Source organism: Paenibacillus aquistagni (assembly GCF_900177815.1).
GTDB classification, from domain to species: Bacteria; Bacillota; Bacilli; order Paenibacillales; family Paenibacillaceae; genus Paenibacillus_B; species Paenibacillus_B aquistagni.
This window is the reverse complement of the sequence record NZ_FXAZ01000001.1, coordinates 1,133,990-1,153,458: the sequence shown is the minus strand read 5'-3', so window position 1 is coordinate 1,153,458 and position 19,469 is coordinate 1,133,990. Positions and strand designations below refer to the sequence as shown.

Here is a 19,469-nt window from a genome sequence, read left to right as displayed (position 1 = left end):
AGAATCTCTATGTTTATTGATCAATTATAATGAAGGAACAGCTCTTTCACGATGTCATAGGACTGCTTCAAACGTTCTTTCGTTAAAGGTACATCCCAATTGTCCCACGTATAGGTCTGAAGTGGCGGGATCTTCCCGTTTACGCTTGCAGGCAATGCATCCATCACCTCTCCTTTTTCAGCTTCAAACCAAGCGCCTGCCTTGATTCCTTCTACAAATAGGCTTGCTTCCGACCCTTCCTTATAAAAATCACCCATGAATTCTTTTTGGCTTGGATCTTTGGCTTGAATCAGGAGCCATGGAATACGGAGCTCTAAGACTCCATTCTTGCTTATAGAATAATCCACAAGCGAGTTGTAATCCTTTGCTTCTGGATTGGCATTTCCTTTAATCCATTTTCCCGTCTCATAGGCACTGAAAGGAATAATGCGTTCTTCCTCTGGCAAGTAGTACTCCTTATTTAAGGCATACAGGATCTTTGTGAACTCACCGCTGTTACGTACTGTATTTTTAGGTGAGATGAGTTCGAGCTTATGACCATATTGGTAATTGTAAAAGTCATAGTAGGCATCCACCGTTAGCCTTGCTTCATTTTCGCGAAACACGCCTAAAAAGTCGATGCCATCCTCAAAGCTGAGCCCTTCTTTGCCCTTAACCCAAGTATTGCCTTGATTAGGTGCCACATCCAGCATTAGGACAGGGTAGCCCTTCTGCATTGGATCATAATCAATGCGGATATACAGATACCGTTCATCATGATCCATATAGAGCGCACGAAGCGGTCCATCTTCCTTCTTATATAACGGTGCGGATGACCATTCCGCTGGATCTCCATCGACTTTAATCTGATGGCGATCAAAGCTTAGAAGACCGAACTGCTGCTCATTCGTCTGCGCATTGGACCAGAATGGCCGACGATTCGGATCGTCATAATCCATTGTATTCCATGTCCGCTTGAACCACTCATCCTGCCATGTAAATATCAATCCGCCGAGCAGATTCTCATGAATGATATCTTCATACAACCGTTTCAGTATCTCACCTTGCTCTTGCTCTGATAAGAAGCCTTGGTTCAGCCCAAAAGGATTCTCATGGGTCAACCCACGTGAACCCGGCACGCCAAACTCCGCGACTAAAATAGGCAGACGATGAACCGCGTGAAGCTCGTGCAGATAAGCCGCATAGTTGTTGTTCTCTCCCCGATGATCGGTATACGTTAAATAATGCTTATTAAAGTTCAGGAAATCCGGATAATATGGATAAATATGATAGGAAGCAAATTGATTTACCACATTCATGTCACGCTTCGTATAAATCACATTGGGATCGACACTAACGATATCTTCCTGTCCAGTTGAATCAGATGGATGGGTTAAGATATCCGTCGTTACCCAATTCGTAAAGCTCATTGGACGAATGGAATGATACTGCTGCATCTCATATGTTGTGATATGATCCATCTGTTGGGCGAGCCAGTGTTCGAACGGCTTAGCGCCTTTGGTTTCAAAATAGGTGCCCTCGAATTCCCCGATATTGGCGTGGATGTTGTTGGTATGCTCAACCATGAATGGATACCACTCGATGCCAAGAATCCAGCCGACCACATAAGGTGATACATCGGATTGATAATAACCAGATGCATGCCCTGGCTTGGCTTCTACTAAGCTGTTGCCATGGATGACATCAACCATCGTTCTCATCTCTTGCTGAAACAACGCCAGATTGTCTGGTTCAAAGGCATTCAACGTCTCTTCCAGCGACTCCTCATTGATCCATACCCCGTGAAGCACATAGATGGGCTTGTCATGGCTCTCATTATATCTCTTAAGCGCATTGTAGAACCCAGGTGGATGGAGCGTATATATGCGTATCGTATTCGCGTTCATCTCTCCAATATATTCAAGCCATCTGTAGTATTCTTCTTCTGTAATAGCCGCCTCTCCCGGGAACACCCCTGGTTTAGCCATTCCCATGTTAACGCCCTTGATCGTGATGGGTGTCCAAATGCCGTCCTCAAGCACTTCAAAGCTATTGTTCTCTACACGCGCATTATAGGTTAACTGTTCCTTGCGCTTCGGTACTGCTTGAGCAGGCTCATCTTCGAACTGTGATAAGATGGACTGCATCATGGGAATGTAGGTCGACCAATAAAAGGCTTGATCCGAATACGTCTGTGCAATCCGATAGAGCGAAGGCAAGCCCTTCATCTGATAGAGAGAAGGCACCTTGCGTACATCGTTAAAGTCTCCAGCAAAGTAGTAGCTGCTTGCCGCAGCATGACGTGTAGACAGCACCGCTGCGAATTGCTCAGGGATGCCTTTATCCTTAAGAAGCTTGCTTCCAGCATCCGTTAGAGCCCACTCATAATTCGCCAGTACCGTAGCACCAGATTCCGGCGTAACGATATCAAACCAATAATTGTACTGCGGACTGGTGTGTAGACCAAAGCGAGCCTCGCCTTCATCCGTGAATGTCAAGCTTATGCCATGTTCTGTTATATGCTTGTTGTCCTCAAGCACTACAATCTCGTAAGTAAGATCGTTCACAAGAAGAAAGCCAGGTCCCGAATAAGGCCACGCATCTCCGTACTCTTCCACGATCCATTGAGGAATCTCTTGATTCTGAGCTGGACTGAGCTCATCAAAAAAACGGCCTGTCCAGCCTTTCCAATCCAATCCGAGATATGCCGTTACCTTCTCTCTAACCTTTGCATCAGTGGGAGAAGCGAAGGTATTGAATTCAGCAATAAGCAAGCTCTTCTCCTTTTGCTGCAACCGATTCATGATTGGCGTCCATTCTTGATCTTCCAGCCCGCCGTACACCTTCTGTGAGCGTGCTCCTTCCCGCTCCTTCTCGATCCAAGGCAAATCCTCCTCATATACCCCATATGTATCTGCTATGTAAATAACATCGATATCTGAGTAGGATTCAGGCAGCTTGCGTAACGAGTAGGTTTCGTTTTGATCGTCAGGGACGTAACCAGTATAGTCCTGAGATGGCGCAAAAGGCTTGCCATCTTGTGTCTTGATTTTAAGATGATTGAGCAGCCATGTAATTCCTTGATGCTCACGGTAGGATTCGTTTGGAACGGTCTTATCAATAATGGCAATGTTTATGCCCTTCTCTTCATCTGCATACCATAGGAAGATAGGAAGAATAATGGCGATGATCACAGCTGAGACTATTAGATACATTCGTTTCATTTAACTAATCCCTTCTTCGACAGCCCTATGCGCTCCATATTCCCCCATGACCTTCTGCGCAGCAGAAAGTGGATCATGCCTTCCAATCGCCATACAAGTGTTAAAGGTTTGTACCATACCACCTCTGTCAACGATAGCAGCATCATGCGCAGCACATCACGTCTTCTTGGATAGGTATTCAAACTCCAGGCTTCCAATAGAATGGAGGCCACAGAGAATAAGGAACCGTATAAAATGAACAATAAACTCAACATAATGGCAAATTCATAGTAAATATCGCCCATAAAAAAGGCGACAATGACGTATATATATCCGCCCAGTTCTATGAGCGGACCAATGCACTCTACTAACCAAAAATAAGGAAATGAGAACATTCCAATCATTCCGTACTTCGGATTCAAGGTCATTCGTTTGTGTGACCAAAGGCTTTCAATAAGACCTTGATGCCAGCGCCGCCGCTGCTTGCGAAGAATGCCAAGCGTTTGAGGCGCTTCAGTCCAACAGACCGGGTCAGGCACGAATTCAATCCGCTGCTTAAGCGATTGCTCTCTGATCAATCGATGCAGCTTCACAACGAGCTCCATATCTTCGCCGATGGTATCACGATTATAGCCTCCAGCCTCAATAACCAGATTTTTGGAGAAGACACTGAATGCGCCTGAAATAATTAAGATCAGATTCCATTTGCTTAAAGCAATACGTCCCATTAAAAAAGCACGAAGATATTCAATAATCTGCATGACAACAAGCGCACGGTCCGAAAGTGATGTTCGCTTTACAGTGCCAAACTGTACCTCCAGACCGTTAACGATGCGGATATTCCCGCCGACTGCCGCAACTTTGCCATTGGAATCATTGATTGGCTTCATCACTCTTGATAATGAGTGCTCATCTAGAATGGAGTCCCCATCCACCGAGCAGAAGTACGGATATTTTGAGAAGTTGATTCCCGTATTGAGAGCATCGGCCTTTCCACCATTTTCTTTATCAATGAGCCACAGCTGAGGATGTATGACGGATTGATAGATGGCTCGAATCGGCATTGTCGTCAGTTCAGCTTGTGCGGATCGCTCTACCTCTCTCATCTGAAATTGTTGAACCACAAGATTTACCGTGTTATCAATGGAACCATCGTTAATGATGAGGATCTCGGTCTGCGGGTATCGCAGATTGAGCAGAGAATGCACGCTATCGATAACCCCCGCCTCTTCATTATGCACAGGCACGATAAGAGAGACAGGTCTCGCATATTGTGCGCTGATGGTGTTCTCATCCACTCGCTGCTTGTTAAGTCGATAATTCTTCCTTAACTCCAACAAGGCAAAAATTAACATGACACTGTATACGATAATGACGAAGCTCATATAAACAAAGATAAGCTCACCGAAGAACAGCATAAGATGATGGATTACGGTGCTCATGTCGATTGGATCCTTTCTTTGGTTGATTGTCTTGAATGGAATTCTCATGCTCGATGATCGCTCTTTTTGCTTGTTCGCGAACATGCCATGAATCATCCTCTGCGAGCTTCTTGTATAGTTCAGCAGCCTGTTCATAAGGCAGACGCTGTAGAAGCTGCGCGACCATCAATCTTTCCTCCCACACTTCTGAAGACAAGAAGGATTGATAGGGCGTTATGGCTATGGCTACACCAAGCTGGTAGATCGCTTTTAAGGCCCGGATGCGAAGCTCCTGATCCTCGCTTTGAAGCAAACCCTTCAAGTAGCTGTAGTCCGTCGGCTCTCTATTCGCACCAATGACATCAACGAGCGCATATTGACATTCTGGAAGCAGTTCGTCACTACGGATCATCGCTTCCTGTAATGTATCCTGACTTAACAAGCTCATAAGCTGCTTGTATTCATAGGCTGCAAATTCGTATGGCGAGCGAATCATATCTTCGAGGAATAGCTCCTCCTCAAACATCAGGATCACCTTGAGCAGTTGATAATGCTCTTCCCTCGTTATCCTTCGCTGCCGCATTTGCTTGCAGGGCTCAAGCAAAGATTGCAACTGAAAGTCACATACCCGATAAAGGCTGTTCATGCGAACGCTCCAATGGCGGGACGTTAGACGGCCTCTATAGTAATCCGCTAAATAGTCATTGGCAAATTGATAGATCTTATTGCAAATGCTCGGATTAGACAAGGTTTGGATGTAAGATACGAAAATTTCTTCTATCGCATCGTACTCATGCTGCTTGCAAGGAATCCATTGTTCTGAAAATGGTTCGATATCATGGAGCATAAGGAACCATTGCTGCTTGTTCGCTTCGATATAATATTGAACTCGCTCTTGATGCCGCAGCTGCTTGGCACGTTCCCAGAACAGGTACAAGCTGAAGCTGACTAATAGCAGAACCACAATCAGCATGAGCAGAAGAATGATATCTAGTCTCACGCTAATCATGACCATAACCTCACGAAGACCCGCTTCATTTGCGATTCTAACAGTCGAAGATTGAATGGCTTTGGGATATATTGATCTACACCTAACTCATAGGCATGAATCATATCTTCCTCCGCATTCCGCTTCGTCATCATGAATATGAAGAACTTGCCGTTGTTCGGCATGGCTCTTAATGCATGAAGCACTTCCAGTCCGTTTTTTCGCGGTAGAATATCATTTAGCAGAATGATATGGGGATGGCTTGAATAAAACCAATCGGATTGCAAAAAATCAAGTCCATCCTGAAATGATCTTACTTGCTGTTTCACATGGTCAACCTTCATTCGCATTATCGTTGTCTCTAGAATATCTCTGGCAATCTCGTCATCTTCGATAATGCTTACTTTCACGGCTTCACGTTCTTGCTGCTTGGCAACCCCCACATAGTCAATGTGCCAGGCTGAAGGAAAGCTTGATTGCTGAAGTGCACGTCTTCCGGCTTGAATCAGGAGGGGCCATGGCACCCCGCTATTTCTGACTTCCATCACACCTATTGCGTAGGAAACCATTGTCCGATCTCCTTGATTCATCTCAAGATGAACCTCTTCATGCAGCCTTTGCAGAAAAGCGCCAGCCTCTTCTTCCCCGCTCTGCGCTAAAATAATGCCCCATTCCATCTTATTCTTATGGTCCAAAGAAAAGAGCGCGTCTGTCTGACGCAGCTTGCGCTGCAATAAGGCTGTAAACTCCTTGGCCGTTTCATCGATGGCTGGATTCTTAAGACTCGACTTCTGAATAGTAATAAGGATGACACTGAAGGGAGAGCGGCTGCGAACCACATTCGCCTTCAATAGGTTATACATCGGGATGATTGCGGACTCCGAAAGGATTGGAATTGCCCGGTTCTCGATAACGCTCATCATAATCCCCTTTCCAGTTGTTATGGTGAAGGCATTTCTTTTTGTCTTTTGGCTTGGTACATAGCAGCGTCTGCTGTATGAATGAGGCTTTCTGTATCTTGTCCATCAATTGGATACAAGCTTGCTCCGATGCTGACCTGCATCGGGATGCCTTCCCCATCGACGTACACTTGCTGCATAAAAGCCGCATACAGTCTCTCTATAAGTCCCTCGATCTGAGCGGGCTGCTGAACAATAATTAAGAATTCATCTCCACTCTTGCGAAATACTTCTCCATCCGGATAGATGTTCTTCATCAGTTTATACACGCATGCCTTAAGCAGCTTGTCGCCAACAACATGCCCATAACGATCATTCAATGCTTTAAAATGATCAATATCGATAAAGAGCACGCCAAAATGAAGTGCTGCATCTCTTCCTTCGAGCAATTGCTTCATTCGCTCATGAAAGCAGCGGAAATTGGGGATTCCGGTCAACTCATCGGTATAAGCCATTAGTCGTAATCGTTCATACTCATTGACGTGATCTACGGGATTCACTTGTACGACATACAGACCCTTCTCAGGGGCTTTGCTAATATGCAGGAAGGCATGAAACGATTGATGCAGAGTGTTTCTTAGCCGAATCTGTCCTGACCAGCAGTGCTCCATGCTTATGACATCTCGAACGAGATTGAAAAAGTCCTGAGCAGCATATTCATCGATAATGTTGTCAATATGCCACAGATCGTCACCTGTTGAAGCAGGATTAAACATGCTGTGAAAAGCATGATTCGCTCGTTGTATGTTGCCTTCTGAATTCACGATTGCTAGCGCTGATGATTGAATAATGGCAGAATGGATAATGATCTTTTCCTCATCTGTAAATACATCTTCTTTGCTTGTCATTTGGTCATTCTGTCGTTCCATAGAACTACCGCTCCTACCGTTTTTTTGTATATAAGTCATGCTTTTGATCGATGTCCACTTATACATCTTAATCAAGGGCTCTTAAACTTCTCTTAAACTCCCTTTGGCGGACAGAGTTATGTGCTCATTTCACTGCTTTTAATGGGTATTCTCTCCCAGAACGGCAAGCATAAATCAATAAAAAGCCCGATTCCACGAATCAGGCCGCAAATTGGACATTCTGTTGTGAACAAATGCAAGTATGAGAGTCGAACGCCGATGCATACAGTTAAATAAACCATCATGTAAAGGAGTTTATCGATGACATGGTGACAACACCGGACGTTCCAACCCTGCCCTATGTATTGCGCCAAGGCATCAAGTACTTCGAATTGGTTGCTGAACCTGTAAGACAGCAAATTTTGCCCGGTCTCTTTATTCATGGATGGGGTTATAACGGCACCATTCCCGGGCCCACGATTCTGGTCAAGCCTGGAGATGATGTCTGCATAAGAGTCTATAATCGCCTTGAAGTACCAACAAGCGTTCATTGGCATGGACTTGACGTTCCTAATGTCATGGATGGCGTTCCTGAGATCGAGCCTTCTCCACGAATCGATCCCCACCATTATTTTGATTATCAATTTCGTATTACCAATGGACCAGGAACACATATGTATCATACTCATTTTCAGAGCGTTATTCAGGAGATGATGGGCCTTGGTGGAGGATTCATCATATTAGATCCATCCGATTGCGAAGGATACATCCAACGGGACTATTTCTTTATGCTTCAAGAGTTCCACGTGAAGAATCTTCCTAAAGGAGAGCTTCACCCAGGCATCTATGATATTGATCCCTTAAGTGATCGTTTAAACTTTTTCACCATGAATGGCCGCTGCTTTCCTTTTACCACTCCTATGGAAGTGGATACCGGTGAACGCATTAAAATACGGCTTGGAAACATCGGAATGATGGCTCATCCCATGCATCTGCATGGACATCAATTCATCATTACTGCCTCAGACGGCAATCCTATTCCTGCAGCAGCGCGACTCAAGAAAAATACACTCTTAGTGGCGACGGGAGAGACCTACGACATCGAGTTTGTGGCAAACAATTGCGGCATTTGGCCCTTTCACTGCCATGTGCCCCATCATATGTCCAATAACTTCACACCTCCAACAGGCGGGATGTTTACGACGGTAAGATATCGTCAATGCTCAGGATCATAAGGAGATACCTGGACATCTTTACGTGCTCCAATCAATGAGTTGATTTATCGTGCCTTTTACCGAAACTCGTTTGAACGAATAACGTTGAGGGGATATTCGCATGGGCATTCCTTTAACTGGACGCATCATAAGATTAGGAGTAATGGGCGTCTGCTGCTGAATGGTAAAGGCATACCGCTTAAGCAAAATGGTAAGAACGATTTTCATCTCATGCATGGCGAAGCTCCAGCCAATGCACATATGTGGACCTGCACTGAAAGGAATGTATTCATATGGAGATGGCTTAATGCCACCCCATCTCTCTGGCTTAAATCGATGCGGGTCCTCATAGAGCTCGGGAAGCCGATGTGTAATAAATGGACTGTAGAAGATCTGGGTATTGGCAGGAATATGATAATTCGATAGTTGGCAGGCGGAATGAGTTACTCTAACGCCAATACTGGCTGGAGGAAGCAATCGAAGACTTTCTTTTATCGCATGCTCCAGAAAGGTTGAGGTGGAACGAACATAGGTTGTAATATCTTCGTCAGTTTGCAGACCGTCGATTTCTTCTATCACCCTGGTCATGGCTTGGGGATGTTGTTGAAGTAAAAAAATGGTCCAAGATAAAGCGTTCGCTGTTGTCTCATGACCCGCGACAAATAATGTAAAGGCGTGACCTATAAGCTCTGAATCCGTCAGCGCAGTGCCGTCTTCATCATGTGCTTGAACAAGAGATGCAAACACGTCGGTTGCTTTTACTTCCTTTCTTTTGTGCTCAATAAGAGAGTTGAGTATGGTTTGAATGATTCTAGCTTGTCTTAATGCTCTCCAGTAAGGAGTAAATGGAAAATAAATCGGTACTAAGGTTACCCAGAGAATGGATTGTGTAAGTTGATGAACATGTTTGCCTAGTGCTTCAATTTGCTTCTCGTCTGTCAGTCCGAATAACGTTTTCATGGCGATGCGTTGAGTTAGATTTTTCATCTCTAGATTAAGATCTATAATGGAACGGTGCTCCCATTCTTTTGCAATATGCTTTGTTTCATTCAATATACTCGCCTCATAATAGCGGATCTGTTGATGATGGAAGGCAGGCTGCATCAATCTGCGATGCTGTTTATGCTGTTCTCCTTTCATTAAGGACAGATTATGATAAAACAGCTGACCAAGCTCATTATGTTTAGGCACTTTTAGAAGTGCTGAGCTAATCTCAAATGTGTCTGAGCTTGTCAAAATTTCACGATTGAGTTCAGGCCCAAAAGCAAAAACATAACGTGGTCTATTACGTTGTCCTATTGCGACGATATTCCCATAATCGTGATGGATACATTGCTGAAAAGTCAATGGAGCGCGGTAGAAACGAAGCATGCTGAGTGTTGTTCTTTGCGGTCCTGGTATCGTGAAGTTCGTCGAATTGGCGGCAAGATCATCTGGCATATATACTGCCTCCTTAAATTAAAGATCAAGATGCAACCACATATTCCCACCTTGTTTCATTATAAAAAAAGGCTTCCTTATCCACATTATCAATATTGCTGAACAACCGAGGACGCGATTATGAATTATAAAATGTTTGTGTTGTCCATCTGGAATGTCTTAGACCCTATCGGTCATGCTGCACGTCAGCTTACCTACGTCGATCGAGAAGGCTCCAATATATTCAGAGTGAAGCTGATCTGCTTTAAAGGGCAGGAAATGGCCTTGCAAGATGGAAGCTTAATCAAAAAGAACGATGTGCTGCTCAAAATCCACCTTGATAATTTGTCCTTGCTAAAAGAGCTGATTCCCTTATCTAGCGATATCACAAAAGGAAGGGTATTGGTTAGATGGATAGAACGTTCACTACCTAGTGTATACCGCTATATTCAAACGCATGACAAAACAGCGGATATCAAGGGCATCATCGGGCTTACGATGCTCTATCCAGGTTCTCATCATCTTGGCTTCGAGACATTAGACGTTAGCAATCGACTGTATCGGGATTTCAAATGGTTGAGCTTCATGCCAATCCACTTCTTGTCAGTCTCACATCCACTCAAATCGTGCAGAAAAAATATGCCTAAGTACTTATATATGTCTATGGAGCAGTTGGCCAAAAGATATGGAGATTAGCGCAAAAAGAAAGATCGTGGTATCGGTCACGTTATGATGCTTTCAAAGAGGCTAACCTCCACTTTTTGTTAATGTGAATTAAAAAGTACTTGCTTTGCTAGTGTCTGGACACCATCTTGCCGTACGATAGTAGCCGATCAAAGCCTTGATCGCCTCAGGCGTACTTAAGTGAGTAAGTGCTTCAGACGCATAGGCTCTCACATATCGATCTTTACTGTTCAGTGCCTGTTCAAGCGCCTTAACGATCTGCATGGAATCACCATCTCTGCCTGTCCGCAGAAGTGCTAGCGCTGCTGTATAGCCAAGCTTGTTAATAATATAGGACTGCATATCGTGCTTCACGTCAACGAGCGCAGCTTCGCTCCGTATCGCTTCCTCCAATACGGAACATATTCCCGAAACAACTTCACCGTTCACATTGCCAATCATTCCAAGCGCTTCGACAATATTGCGCTTTACCCACTCACTGTCATCTTGCAGCTGTGCGATAAGGCATGGAACTGCTTCGCAGGCTGCTGGTCCGATCATGCCCAGTACATAGGCAGCAAGCGCTCTTCGATGCTCGTCGGGGTGCACCAGCACCTCCCGAAGCGCTGGTACTGCAGCGGATGCAGCCGATTGCAAGCCATAGGCTGCTCTTTCTGCCACTTGCTTTGTACCTGTGCGAAGCTGATTGATCAACACTTCGACTCCAGAGGTTCCCATTTGTGCAAGCGCATAGGCTGCATTTAATGCCACAGGCTCACTCTCTCTAAGCAATTCTCCAAGAACAGGCGCAATACACACTGCTGCTTCTCCATATTCTAGAGTCTGCCCAATAGCTCGACACAGCGCTGCGTTATCATCAGAATCAAGATCTTTCTCAAGAGAAGATAAATGAATACGTTCTATTAGAGCTGACCCTTCCGATAATGTCTTTGCTTCTCCTCGAAGCCAATTCCATGTATCCTGCCAAATATGAAGATGTTCATAGGGAACGCCATCTTTGATGTGCTGTGGTACGACCATGTCCTTCTCCTGATGATTCCAGTTCGCCTGCGTAGGAGCCTGGAGCCGCACAAATTGGAATTTGAGCATATAGCGATCTAGGTTAGAAATATTCAATGAAGCTCTATGCCACAGATCAAAATGCACCAATACCATCGTACCCGCCTTGCCGGTAGGGAGTATTGTCCTTCCCCTTTCTCCGATGAACTTCTCATAATATTGAGTACCAGGCATAACAGCGGTAGGGCCCAATTCTTCCGTAATATCTTGTGTGTAGTAAAAGATCATGGCCCACCAAGGCCGATGGCTTCTCATTGCTGACCAATAGCCATCTTTATGCCACTTACCTCCGCCTGGCTGTTGATTCCCAGGCTGGTTGTAGTGACAGTGGCGATGTGGGTGCATATAGTAATCTGGACCCAGTATGCTTGTAAGCGCACCCTTCACCACAGCTGTATCAAAAAATTCCATGATCTTTGGGACTCTTGGCAAAATATTATTTCCAGGATTCCCCTCCTCGTGCAGCGCGTGATAAATATTATCCATAACCTCTTGATGCAGCTGTTCGGGAAGCTCGTTGGCAAGTACAAGATAACCTTCGGTAATAAACTGTACCATCTGTTCATCTGTTAACAATGATGCTTGATTCATGGACTACCTCCCCTTCCGTTACTTCTTTTTACTTCAGAGGTATTGTAGCAGCTAGCATGCTGGTCGTATTTACATGGGAGTCAACCTTTTGTACAATCGTCTTGCAATCTAATGATAAATGTCACAAAGGGGGAGATTACACGATGGATCTTGCGGCTTTTCACCCTTATGTCAATTACGCCACTCGTTATCCTTTTTCCAAAAATCAAACAAGCCGCAGCCGCTATTGTTATTCCTCATCTCTATATGTGATCAGTGAGGGCAAAGGGATACTGCAAACTTGTGGACGAACCTATCATGTCCAATCGGGTTCCATCATCTATATTCCAGCTGGACAGCCTCATGATTGGATTGCCGATACTAGCGATCCTATGGTGCACGTATGCTGCTATTTTGATTGGTCTCACGTAGATCGAAGAGCTCATTTTTCATCTCCAAGCACGATATGCTACGATGAGGAGCAGTTGATTCGCGCTCTAGTCGGGCCAGCTTTTCCCTACCCTATTCCAGAATATACACAAACAGATTCTGTTCGATTATGGGTTGATCGTTTCGAGAGCTTCTACACAGAAAATTGTTATCCTGATGAGCATACCTATATGCGCAGTTTGAAATGCCAAAGCTACTTTCTTCTATTTATTGAATATTTCTTATCTGTCGTATTACAGCAACAATATTTCATGGATCAACGAATGATCAAGGTGTTATCTAGATTAGATCAGGATTTGATACGTGGAGAGCTGCAGTCGCTGTCGGCTTATTATCAAGAGCTGCAGATTAGCAGGGGATATTTTTTTGAACTGTTCAAAAAAGCGACGGGAATGCCTCCCACGCAGTATATCAATCACTTTCGAATGATTAGAGCCAAAGAGGATTTGATGAATACGAGTCTTAGCATAACAGATATTGCTGAGAAGCATGGCTTCTCCTCCGTCCACTACTTTTCTAGACTGTTTCGCCAATTGAATGGGACTACCCCGCGCCAATATCGGGAGGCTCGTGACGAAAGGCAACATGGATAATATTACATCTTCATACCGGGATAAGATCGATAGTCTGCTCTTAGGAAGACACCGATTGCAATATCAAATGACAAAGCAGCTGCTCCCTTCATTAACGATGCCAAGGGACAGCTGCTTCATCTTATCTCTTACTGATTCATTGAGATTACAGGGATCATCTGCTCAGATGGATGAGCTTATGGCTTCAAAAGCCACAAGGCAGGCACATTAGGCGGTTCCCAGCCTTGCAAGGAGGTGTGAGGCTGACGACAGACGTATGTGTTGCCGCTGTAGCTCACCTCATCATTAACCTTGTAGCTGACATTAGGCGCCCAAGCTTGAGCTCCCGCTTGCGCATCTGTCGTCACGCTAATGCTTGCAGCCGTGGATGTATTGCCTGCTGCATCCTTAGCCGTAATCGTGAACGTATAGCTTGTATTCGGCGTTAAGGCGCTGATCGTCGCCTGTGTCGTTAATACTTGAATCATTGCGCTCCCATAAGCAATAGTATATCCCACAACACCGACATTGTCTGTCGAAGCATTCCAGTTCAAAGTGACGCTGGACGCGGATTTGGATACGACCTGCACATTGCTTGGTGAGGATGGCGGAATGGTATCCTGACCTGAATTAGAAGGGTCTGTCTTAACAGTGAGTGGAGCGCTTGCAGCGGACTGGTTGCCCTTCGCATCTTTGGCTGATACGGTAAACACATAGGTGGTATCTGGCGTCAGATTGTTGATCATAGCGTTCGTACTTGTCGACTCAACGCTCTGACTTCCATATGAGACCGTATATCCTGTCACCCCAACGTTATCAGTAGAAGCGGTCCAGCTGAGCGATACACTCGTTGAGGATGTGGACGTGACCGTTACATTGGCAGGCGCGGTTGGAGGCTGTGTATCCGGTACTGGTGGAGTAATGGCATCGAGGTAAGCACGATGGCTGTTCGAGAATTCAAAGTTGTTGAACTTATCCCAATTAATCGACCATGTCATAACGCCACGGAAGTCGGCAAACCCTGAGGTACTGCTCCGCATTTGATAGCTTGGCAGCTGAATGCCTTTCATGATCGCATTTAATGCTTTATGAACCTCCGTTACACTTGTGAAGCCGCCGCCAGCATTCGCGTTGGCTGGAAGACCAAGCAATATCTGATCAGGACGGAGGGCCGGGAAGATATGGTTTGTGTTTTTGGCGACTGGAAATCCTGTCAAGAGCATATCAGCCATAGCCACATGGAAGTCAGCGTTGCCCATAGTATGATACTGGTCATCAAGCCCAATGATCGGGCCAGAATTATAATTTTGCACTTGCAGCCAATCTAGAATATCGCGGGTAGCGTAGATGACCGGCAAGTAAGCGCCGGCTCGACTATCACAGCTGATGCAGCTTCCGCCATAGAAGGAATAACCAAGTTGAACGAAGAAGGTCTCAGGGGCCATGGTGAGGTAGAAATTGTTAGTGCCAAAGTGATTATTGATGCTTCTTAGAGCAGCAATTAAGTTGACAATAACGGGGGTGGTGGGATTTTTAAAATCACTGTCACCCGTGTTCAAGTACAAGGAGTGGCCTTCGAAGTCAACATCAAGGCCGTCAAAACCATACTTCTCAATGATCGCGGTTACAGATTGAACAAAATTGTCTCTAGCTGTAGTGCTTGCAAGCTGTACTTGACCATTTTGCCCGCCAATAGAGATGATTACTTTCTTTCCTTGGCCTTGCAGATAAGCGACATCTGCTTTAAACTCTGCTTCCGTGTAGTTGTAAGGGGTAAAGCCAATCGTTCCGTTCGTAACACCTGAGGTTGGTTCTGCAAAAGATACATTGATGACATCAAACTTTGGAGATACATCTCGCAGCTTAATAAAGCCTGAACCATTGTCGAAATTATGCCAGTACCCTACAATTGTCTTGCTGCTGACAGCTGCACTCGCTGTTTGCACCCCTACTCCCATCCCTTGAACAAGCGACAAGACTAGAGCGGCAACCAAGATCATGACCCATAACTGGCGAATTGCAATGCGAGATCCAATCATTCGTCATCTTCCTCCTTTTCTCAACCAATAATGACAGCGTTTACAAATATGGGGTTGCTAAATAACCTCCCTTCTTTTTAGATGGTTGCTTCTTTCTTACACCTTCATTATCAGGAAAAGGCTATCGCTCAGAAAGGGATAATATCCAATTTACAGGGAGGAATTTCTCTATTTCAGCCGTAATAATGGTTTGCACACAAAAAACCGCGTCATCAACGCGGTTTATCCGTTAGTTCACAATGCCATGGTTTACAATTTCAACGGTTACCTTCGGTATGATCTCAATGTTGCGATAATCTTCTTCCCAATTAAGTTTCTTCCAAGTATTTGGATAATAAGCAATGATTCGTCGTCCAATCCCAAGTCCATCGTGATTACAGTCCTGCATTTGTCTGACAACTGCTTCTGCTTTGTGGGTTAGATCTTGCGATAATTTTTGATCCAGCTTCTCTAGCGTGCGATTCAAGTATAGATGGTCTTTTGGGTATTCGATAGCCGTTACCTTCACTTTAAGATCAAGCAGGACCTTAATCTGCTTATAGCCATCCACGCTCACGTTCAGTTTGCGCTTAACCCTTTGAAAATCAAGCGCAATATAGTTGTAAGGCTTTTGTGCTTCATTCTTGTCAACTTCGAGCGTTAGGCTGGCTGTCTTCGCTAATTTATTTTTCATCAGCAGATACATCAAGGAGTCTTCTGAATTTAAGACTCCCATCATTTTATCATCATTAAACATTGCAATACCTTCGATGACAGGATTCGTATCATGTTGAGTTAAATACGGGACTGCAAAGTCTTCGCCAGGATCAAGCATATGGGTGCAGATTAGCTCAAGGTTTACAGTTGGAACGACGGTTCTTTTCTCACCGCTTTTTATCAATTTGTTAAACTCTCCATTGATCTGGGTACTTTTCGTTTTTGTCGCAATCAGGTCATGCGCACTTCTTTTGACAATGGCCACCTTAGAATTGAGTGCACTCTTTGGATCCCGATAGTACACATCAAGCAGAGGATAAACCCCTTGCTTGGCCATGTCTTCACCAATAAGAAGCATCCTAAGTTTGGATGCGGATAGTTTGCCAGGTACTTCGCGATCTGTGATGTCACGGGTATGTCTGCTCGTAAATCCGGTTGCGGTGTGAACCTCACTGATCTCACTTTTATCAGCAGGCAGGCCACTTACCTTGAGCAATACCGTCGTCGATTGTATCATTCCTTCAGAAGAAAGATCATATCCTATCACATAAGCCAAGCGGTCATCTTTCAGCATTTGCTGATCCCAACAACCCGTCAATAGCAGTAAGCATATGGACAAGATGATTTTTACAATTTTCATCCTATCCTCTCCTTTACTTGGCTTTTGTGAAGCATTACCGATATTAGCAGCAGTATGATAGGAACGCCAATCACAAAGATGTAGTCACTTGCAGACAAGATCCACTGATAAAGATATAAGTATCTTGGATTCTGAAAGATAACAGCAAGCGTAAACGTAATCCCGACTGCATAAGGAACAGCGCGCTGATGACTGCTATGTGCTTGAAATAAGTTGGCAAGTCCTCGTGATGCCATATAGGTGTATCCCATAAAGGAGGTGGCTGCAACAACGGCCCATAAAGATAAAAAATAAAGGTCCGGTCGCTCAATAACCGTAAATGACAAGGCCTTGACCATGTACAGCAAGGGCTGAGGCAATAAGGCGAGTTCAGGCGGGCTGAATACGATAATACTCGTTAAGACGGCAAAGGTATACAGGATCGTTGTAAAGAGATTGGCTATGCTTGCCGCTTTGAATTTTTGCTTGTTCGTGCCGCCCACAAAAGGATAGCAGATTAGCAGCATCTCATAACCTGCAAAAGAGGTCATCGCTCGATGCACCCCTTTCGTTATATTCCATATTCCCTCTTGTCCAACAGGGAGCAGATATAGGAAGTTCACGTGGATATAGGCATAAGCAGCAATGACAATGACTGCAATGTTGCAAAAAAACACCAGCACGAAGAAGCGGGCAATCGTCCTTAAGTTTTCCTTGACCAGATAGAAGCACACACAACACATCATACCCATTACGATCCAACGCGGTGTATCAATCAGCACCCAATTCTGGACAGTCTTGCTGAATTGAATCACGATAAAGCTCGCCACCAGCATGAAATAAACGACGTAGCAGAAGTGGATGATCGTGCCGATATATCGACCAAGCACCTTAGGCAAATAATCGTAGATCGTTTGATTTTCAAATCTTTTGCTGAGCATCCACATGATAGAGATAAACACCTGGACCAGCAAGCCAGCAACGATGACAGAGATCCACGAGTCCCCTTTTGCATCCTCATGTACTTGATTCGTAAGACCAAGCAAGCCCACCCCGATTTGAGTCTGAATAATCATAAAAATGAGCTGTCCAGAAGTTAATAGATTATTCTGCTTGGTCATCTCCATGATGCCCCTCCCCTGAATATCCCTCTTGACTCAATTTCTGCGGAGCAGGATCATTCGAGCGTTGATTTAGCTTCCATTGTGGAAATCGAATGATCATGTCTTTCCAATCCTTCAAACGAAACGGTGCTACAGGTGCAAAGTATGGTGTTCCAAACGAATGAAGGCTGCATAAATGAATTAGGATCATCATTAGACTGTAGACAATGCCGAAGAATCCAAAGAGCGAAGCGCCGATCATCACTGGAAACCGTAGAATACGCACGGATGAGCTCATTTCATGTGAGGGCACTACAAAAGAAGAGATTGCAGTCAAGGCAACGACGATAATCATCGCGTTCGATACAAGTCCCGCTTTTATAACGGCATCGCCAATAACAAGCCCACCTACAATCCCGATGGTTTGTCCGACAGGACCCGGCAGTCGAATTCCAGCTTCACGCAGAAGCTCAATCGTTAATTCCATAAACAGAGCCTCCAGAATCGGTGGATATGGAATATGTTCAATACTGCTCTTAATCGGCAGTAGGAGATCCTGGGGAATGACCTCATAATGAAAAGACACCACGGCAATATAATACGCCGGCAAACAGATCGCAATAACGAAGCTGACGATCCGAATGAATCGGATGAAGGAACCAGAAAAGGAACGAAAGTAATAATCATCTGGAGATTGATAAAACGAAAAGAATGTGACGGGCATCAATAATGCAGTCGGACTTCCTTCGGCCAGCAAGGCCGCTCTTCCTTCAAGCAAATTTGCAATTACACGGTCTGGCCTCTCTGTATGCAGCAGCTGTGGGAAAGGCGACAAGGATGTATCTTCAATATATTCCTCAATGAATTCTGTTGAGGTGATATTGTCCGCATTAATACTGCGCAGCCGTTCATTAATCTCATCAATCAACTCAGGATTAGCAAGATTGTTCAGATAGATTAACACGGTCTCTGCTCTCGTCTGCTTACCTAGCTTATAGCGTCTGACAACAAGATTTCGATTCTCAATATGTTTGCGAACAAGCTGCAGATTAATGGTAAGACTCTCGACAAAGCCTGCATGCGATCCTTCCACTGTCTTTTCATTGCTTGGCTCCGCGACATTGCGTTCGTGGCTCGACCTCACCTCGATAACATAACACTCTGTAAATCCTTCTATAAACAGAACAGCGTTGCCCTTGACCAGCAGATCAATCACATTTTCTAGATCATCATGCTTGTTGGCACGCATGTCGATTAGAATTTCTTTTAGCTCCTGATCGAGATGACGATGATCGGAGATTGGCTTTAGAATCTCATCTCGTATCTTCTTCTGGTCGCACATCGAATATAAAAACAGAAATTCACTGTTGTACCCTGGGATGGACAATGTCTGATGGATCAAATCATCCGTATGAAATAATGCTTCCTTTACATAGTTAATGTTCTCTTGAATGTTTGGTAATAGAGGCTGTGGCGTTAGAACAGGCATCTTCGATATAGAGCTGCTTTTTCTAGGATTATTGCTGAACATCTTTTGAAAAAATCCCACAGAAATGCCCCCCTTTTTGACAATTGCGATAACATGTAGCGTTACCTAGGGAGAAGACAAATATTCCTTTCATGGATCCTTCCATGCTTTCTTTCTA

14 protein-coding genes are annotated in these 19,469 nt (G+C 44.6%); 3 read left to right on the top strand and 11 right to left on the bottom strand.

What is annotated here, in order from left to right:
- Positions 1-20: 20 nt before the first annotated feature.
- From B9Y93_RS05450 to B9Y93_RS05430, 5 genes are read right to left on the bottom strand one after another with little or no spacing between them, the layout of a single operon-like run.
- Positions 21-3,203: a hypothetical protein gene (locus tag B9Y93_RS05450; RefSeq protein WP_085493302.1), complete on the bottom strand. Its 3,183-nt coding sequence runs from the start codon at positions 3,201-3,203 to the stop codon at positions 21-23.
- Complete coding sequence (locus tag B9Y93_RS05445; RefSeq protein WP_085493301.1) at positions 3,200-4,624, bottom strand: glycosyltransferase family 2 protein; 1,425 nt, start codon at positions 4,622-4,624, stop codon at positions 3,200-3,202. The genes B9Y93_RS05450 and B9Y93_RS05445 overlap by 4 nt, the downstream gene beginning before the upstream one ends.
- A complete protein-coding gene (locus tag B9Y93_RS05440) occupies positions 4,584-5,612 on the bottom strand; it encodes a HEAT repeat domain-containing protein (protein WP_085493300.1) in 1,029 nt (342 codons plus the stop codon). Before B9Y93_RS05440 ends, B9Y93_RS05445 begins: the two co-directional genes overlap by 41 nt.
- Positions 5,609-6,511 (bottom strand): response regulator, encoded by a 903-nt coding sequence (locus tag B9Y93_RS05435; RefSeq protein WP_169026947.1) that lies wholly within the window; start codon positions 6,509-6,511, stop codon positions 5,609-5,611. Before B9Y93_RS05435 ends, B9Y93_RS05440 begins: the two co-directional genes overlap by 4 nt.
- Before the next feature lie 20 nt (positions 6,512-6,531).
- The gene (locus tag B9Y93_RS05430; protein WP_176228854.1) at positions 6,532-7,419 is read right to left on the bottom strand and encodes a GGDEF domain-containing protein; all 888 of its coding nucleotides are present in this window, start codon (positions 7,417-7,419) and stop codon (positions 6,532-6,534) included.
- A 305-nt stretch (positions 7,420-7,724) separates the two neighbouring features.
- On the opposite strand from B9Y93_RS05430, the gene B9Y93_RS05425 reads away from it, so the two are divergent.
- The gene (locus tag B9Y93_RS05425; protein WP_085493297.1) at positions 7,725-8,633 is read left to right on the top strand and encodes a multicopper oxidase family protein; all 909 of its coding nucleotides are present in this window, start codon (positions 7,725-7,727) and stop codon (positions 8,631-8,633) included.
- A gap of 18 nt (positions 8,634-8,651) precedes the next feature.
- Here the strand turns inward: B9Y93_RS05425 and B9Y93_RS05420 are convergent, their stop codons facing one another.
- Positions 8,652-10,052 (bottom strand): cytochrome P450, encoded by a 1,401-nt coding sequence (locus B9Y93_RS05420; protein WP_085493296.1) that lies wholly within the window; start codon positions 10,050-10,052, stop codon positions 8,652-8,654.
- 120 nt (positions 10,053-10,172) lie between these two features.
- Between B9Y93_RS05420 and B9Y93_RS05415 the strand changes: the two genes are divergently transcribed.
- Positions 10,173-10,727, top strand: coding sequence for a YkoP family protein (locus B9Y93_RS05415; RefSeq protein WP_244903293.1), 555 nt, complete (start codon positions 10,173-10,175; stop codon positions 10,725-10,727).
- A 78-nt stretch (positions 10,728-10,805) separates the two neighbouring features.
- Here the strand turns inward: B9Y93_RS05415 and B9Y93_RS05410 are convergent, their stop codons facing one another.
- Positions 10,806-12,365 (bottom strand): HEAT repeat domain-containing protein, encoded by a 1,560-nt coding sequence (locus B9Y93_RS05410; RefSeq protein ID WP_085493295.1) that lies wholly within the window; start codon positions 12,363-12,365, stop codon positions 10,806-10,808.
- Positions 12,366-12,508: 143 nt separating this feature from the next.
- Between B9Y93_RS05410 and B9Y93_RS05405 the strand changes: the two genes are divergently transcribed.
- The gene (locus tag B9Y93_RS05405) at positions 12,509-13,387 is read left to right on the top strand and encodes an AraC family transcriptional regulator (RefSeq protein ID WP_085493294.1); all 879 of its coding nucleotides are present in this window, start codon (positions 12,509-12,511) and stop codon (positions 13,385-13,387) included.
- Between the two features lie 176 nt (positions 13,388-13,563).
- On the opposite strand, the gene B9Y93_RS05400 is transcribed toward B9Y93_RS05405, so the two are convergent.
- The 4 genes from B9Y93_RS05400 to B9Y93_RS05385 all read right to left on the bottom strand — a co-directional run bounded on the left by B9Y93_RS05400 (position 13,564) and on the right by B9Y93_RS05385 (position 19,372).
- A complete protein-coding gene (locus tag B9Y93_RS05400; RefSeq protein ID WP_085493293.1) occupies positions 13,564-15,405 on the bottom strand; it encodes a fibronectin type III domain-containing protein in 1,842 nt (613 codons plus the stop codon).
- Positions 15,406-15,634: 229 nt separating this feature from the next.
- The gene (locus B9Y93_RS05395) at positions 15,635-16,741 is read right to left on the bottom strand and encodes a Ger(x)C family spore germination protein (protein WP_085493292.1); all 1,107 of its coding nucleotides are present in this window, start codon (positions 16,739-16,741) and stop codon (positions 15,635-15,637) included.
- Positions 16,738-17,847, bottom strand: coding sequence for a GerAB/ArcD/ProY family transporter (locus tag B9Y93_RS05390; RefSeq protein ID WP_085493291.1), 1,110 nt, complete (start codon positions 17,845-17,847; stop codon positions 16,738-16,740). Before B9Y93_RS05390 ends, B9Y93_RS05395 begins: the two co-directional genes overlap by 4 nt.
- Positions 17,825-19,372 carry a spore germination protein gene (locus B9Y93_RS05385; RefSeq protein WP_342351847.1) on the bottom strand — a complete coding sequence of 516 codons (1,548 nt, stop codon included), beginning with the start codon at positions 19,370-19,372 and terminating at the stop codon, positions 17,825-17,827. Before B9Y93_RS05385 ends, B9Y93_RS05390 begins: the two co-directional genes overlap by 23 nt.
- Positions 19,373-19,469 lie beyond the last annotated feature (97 nt).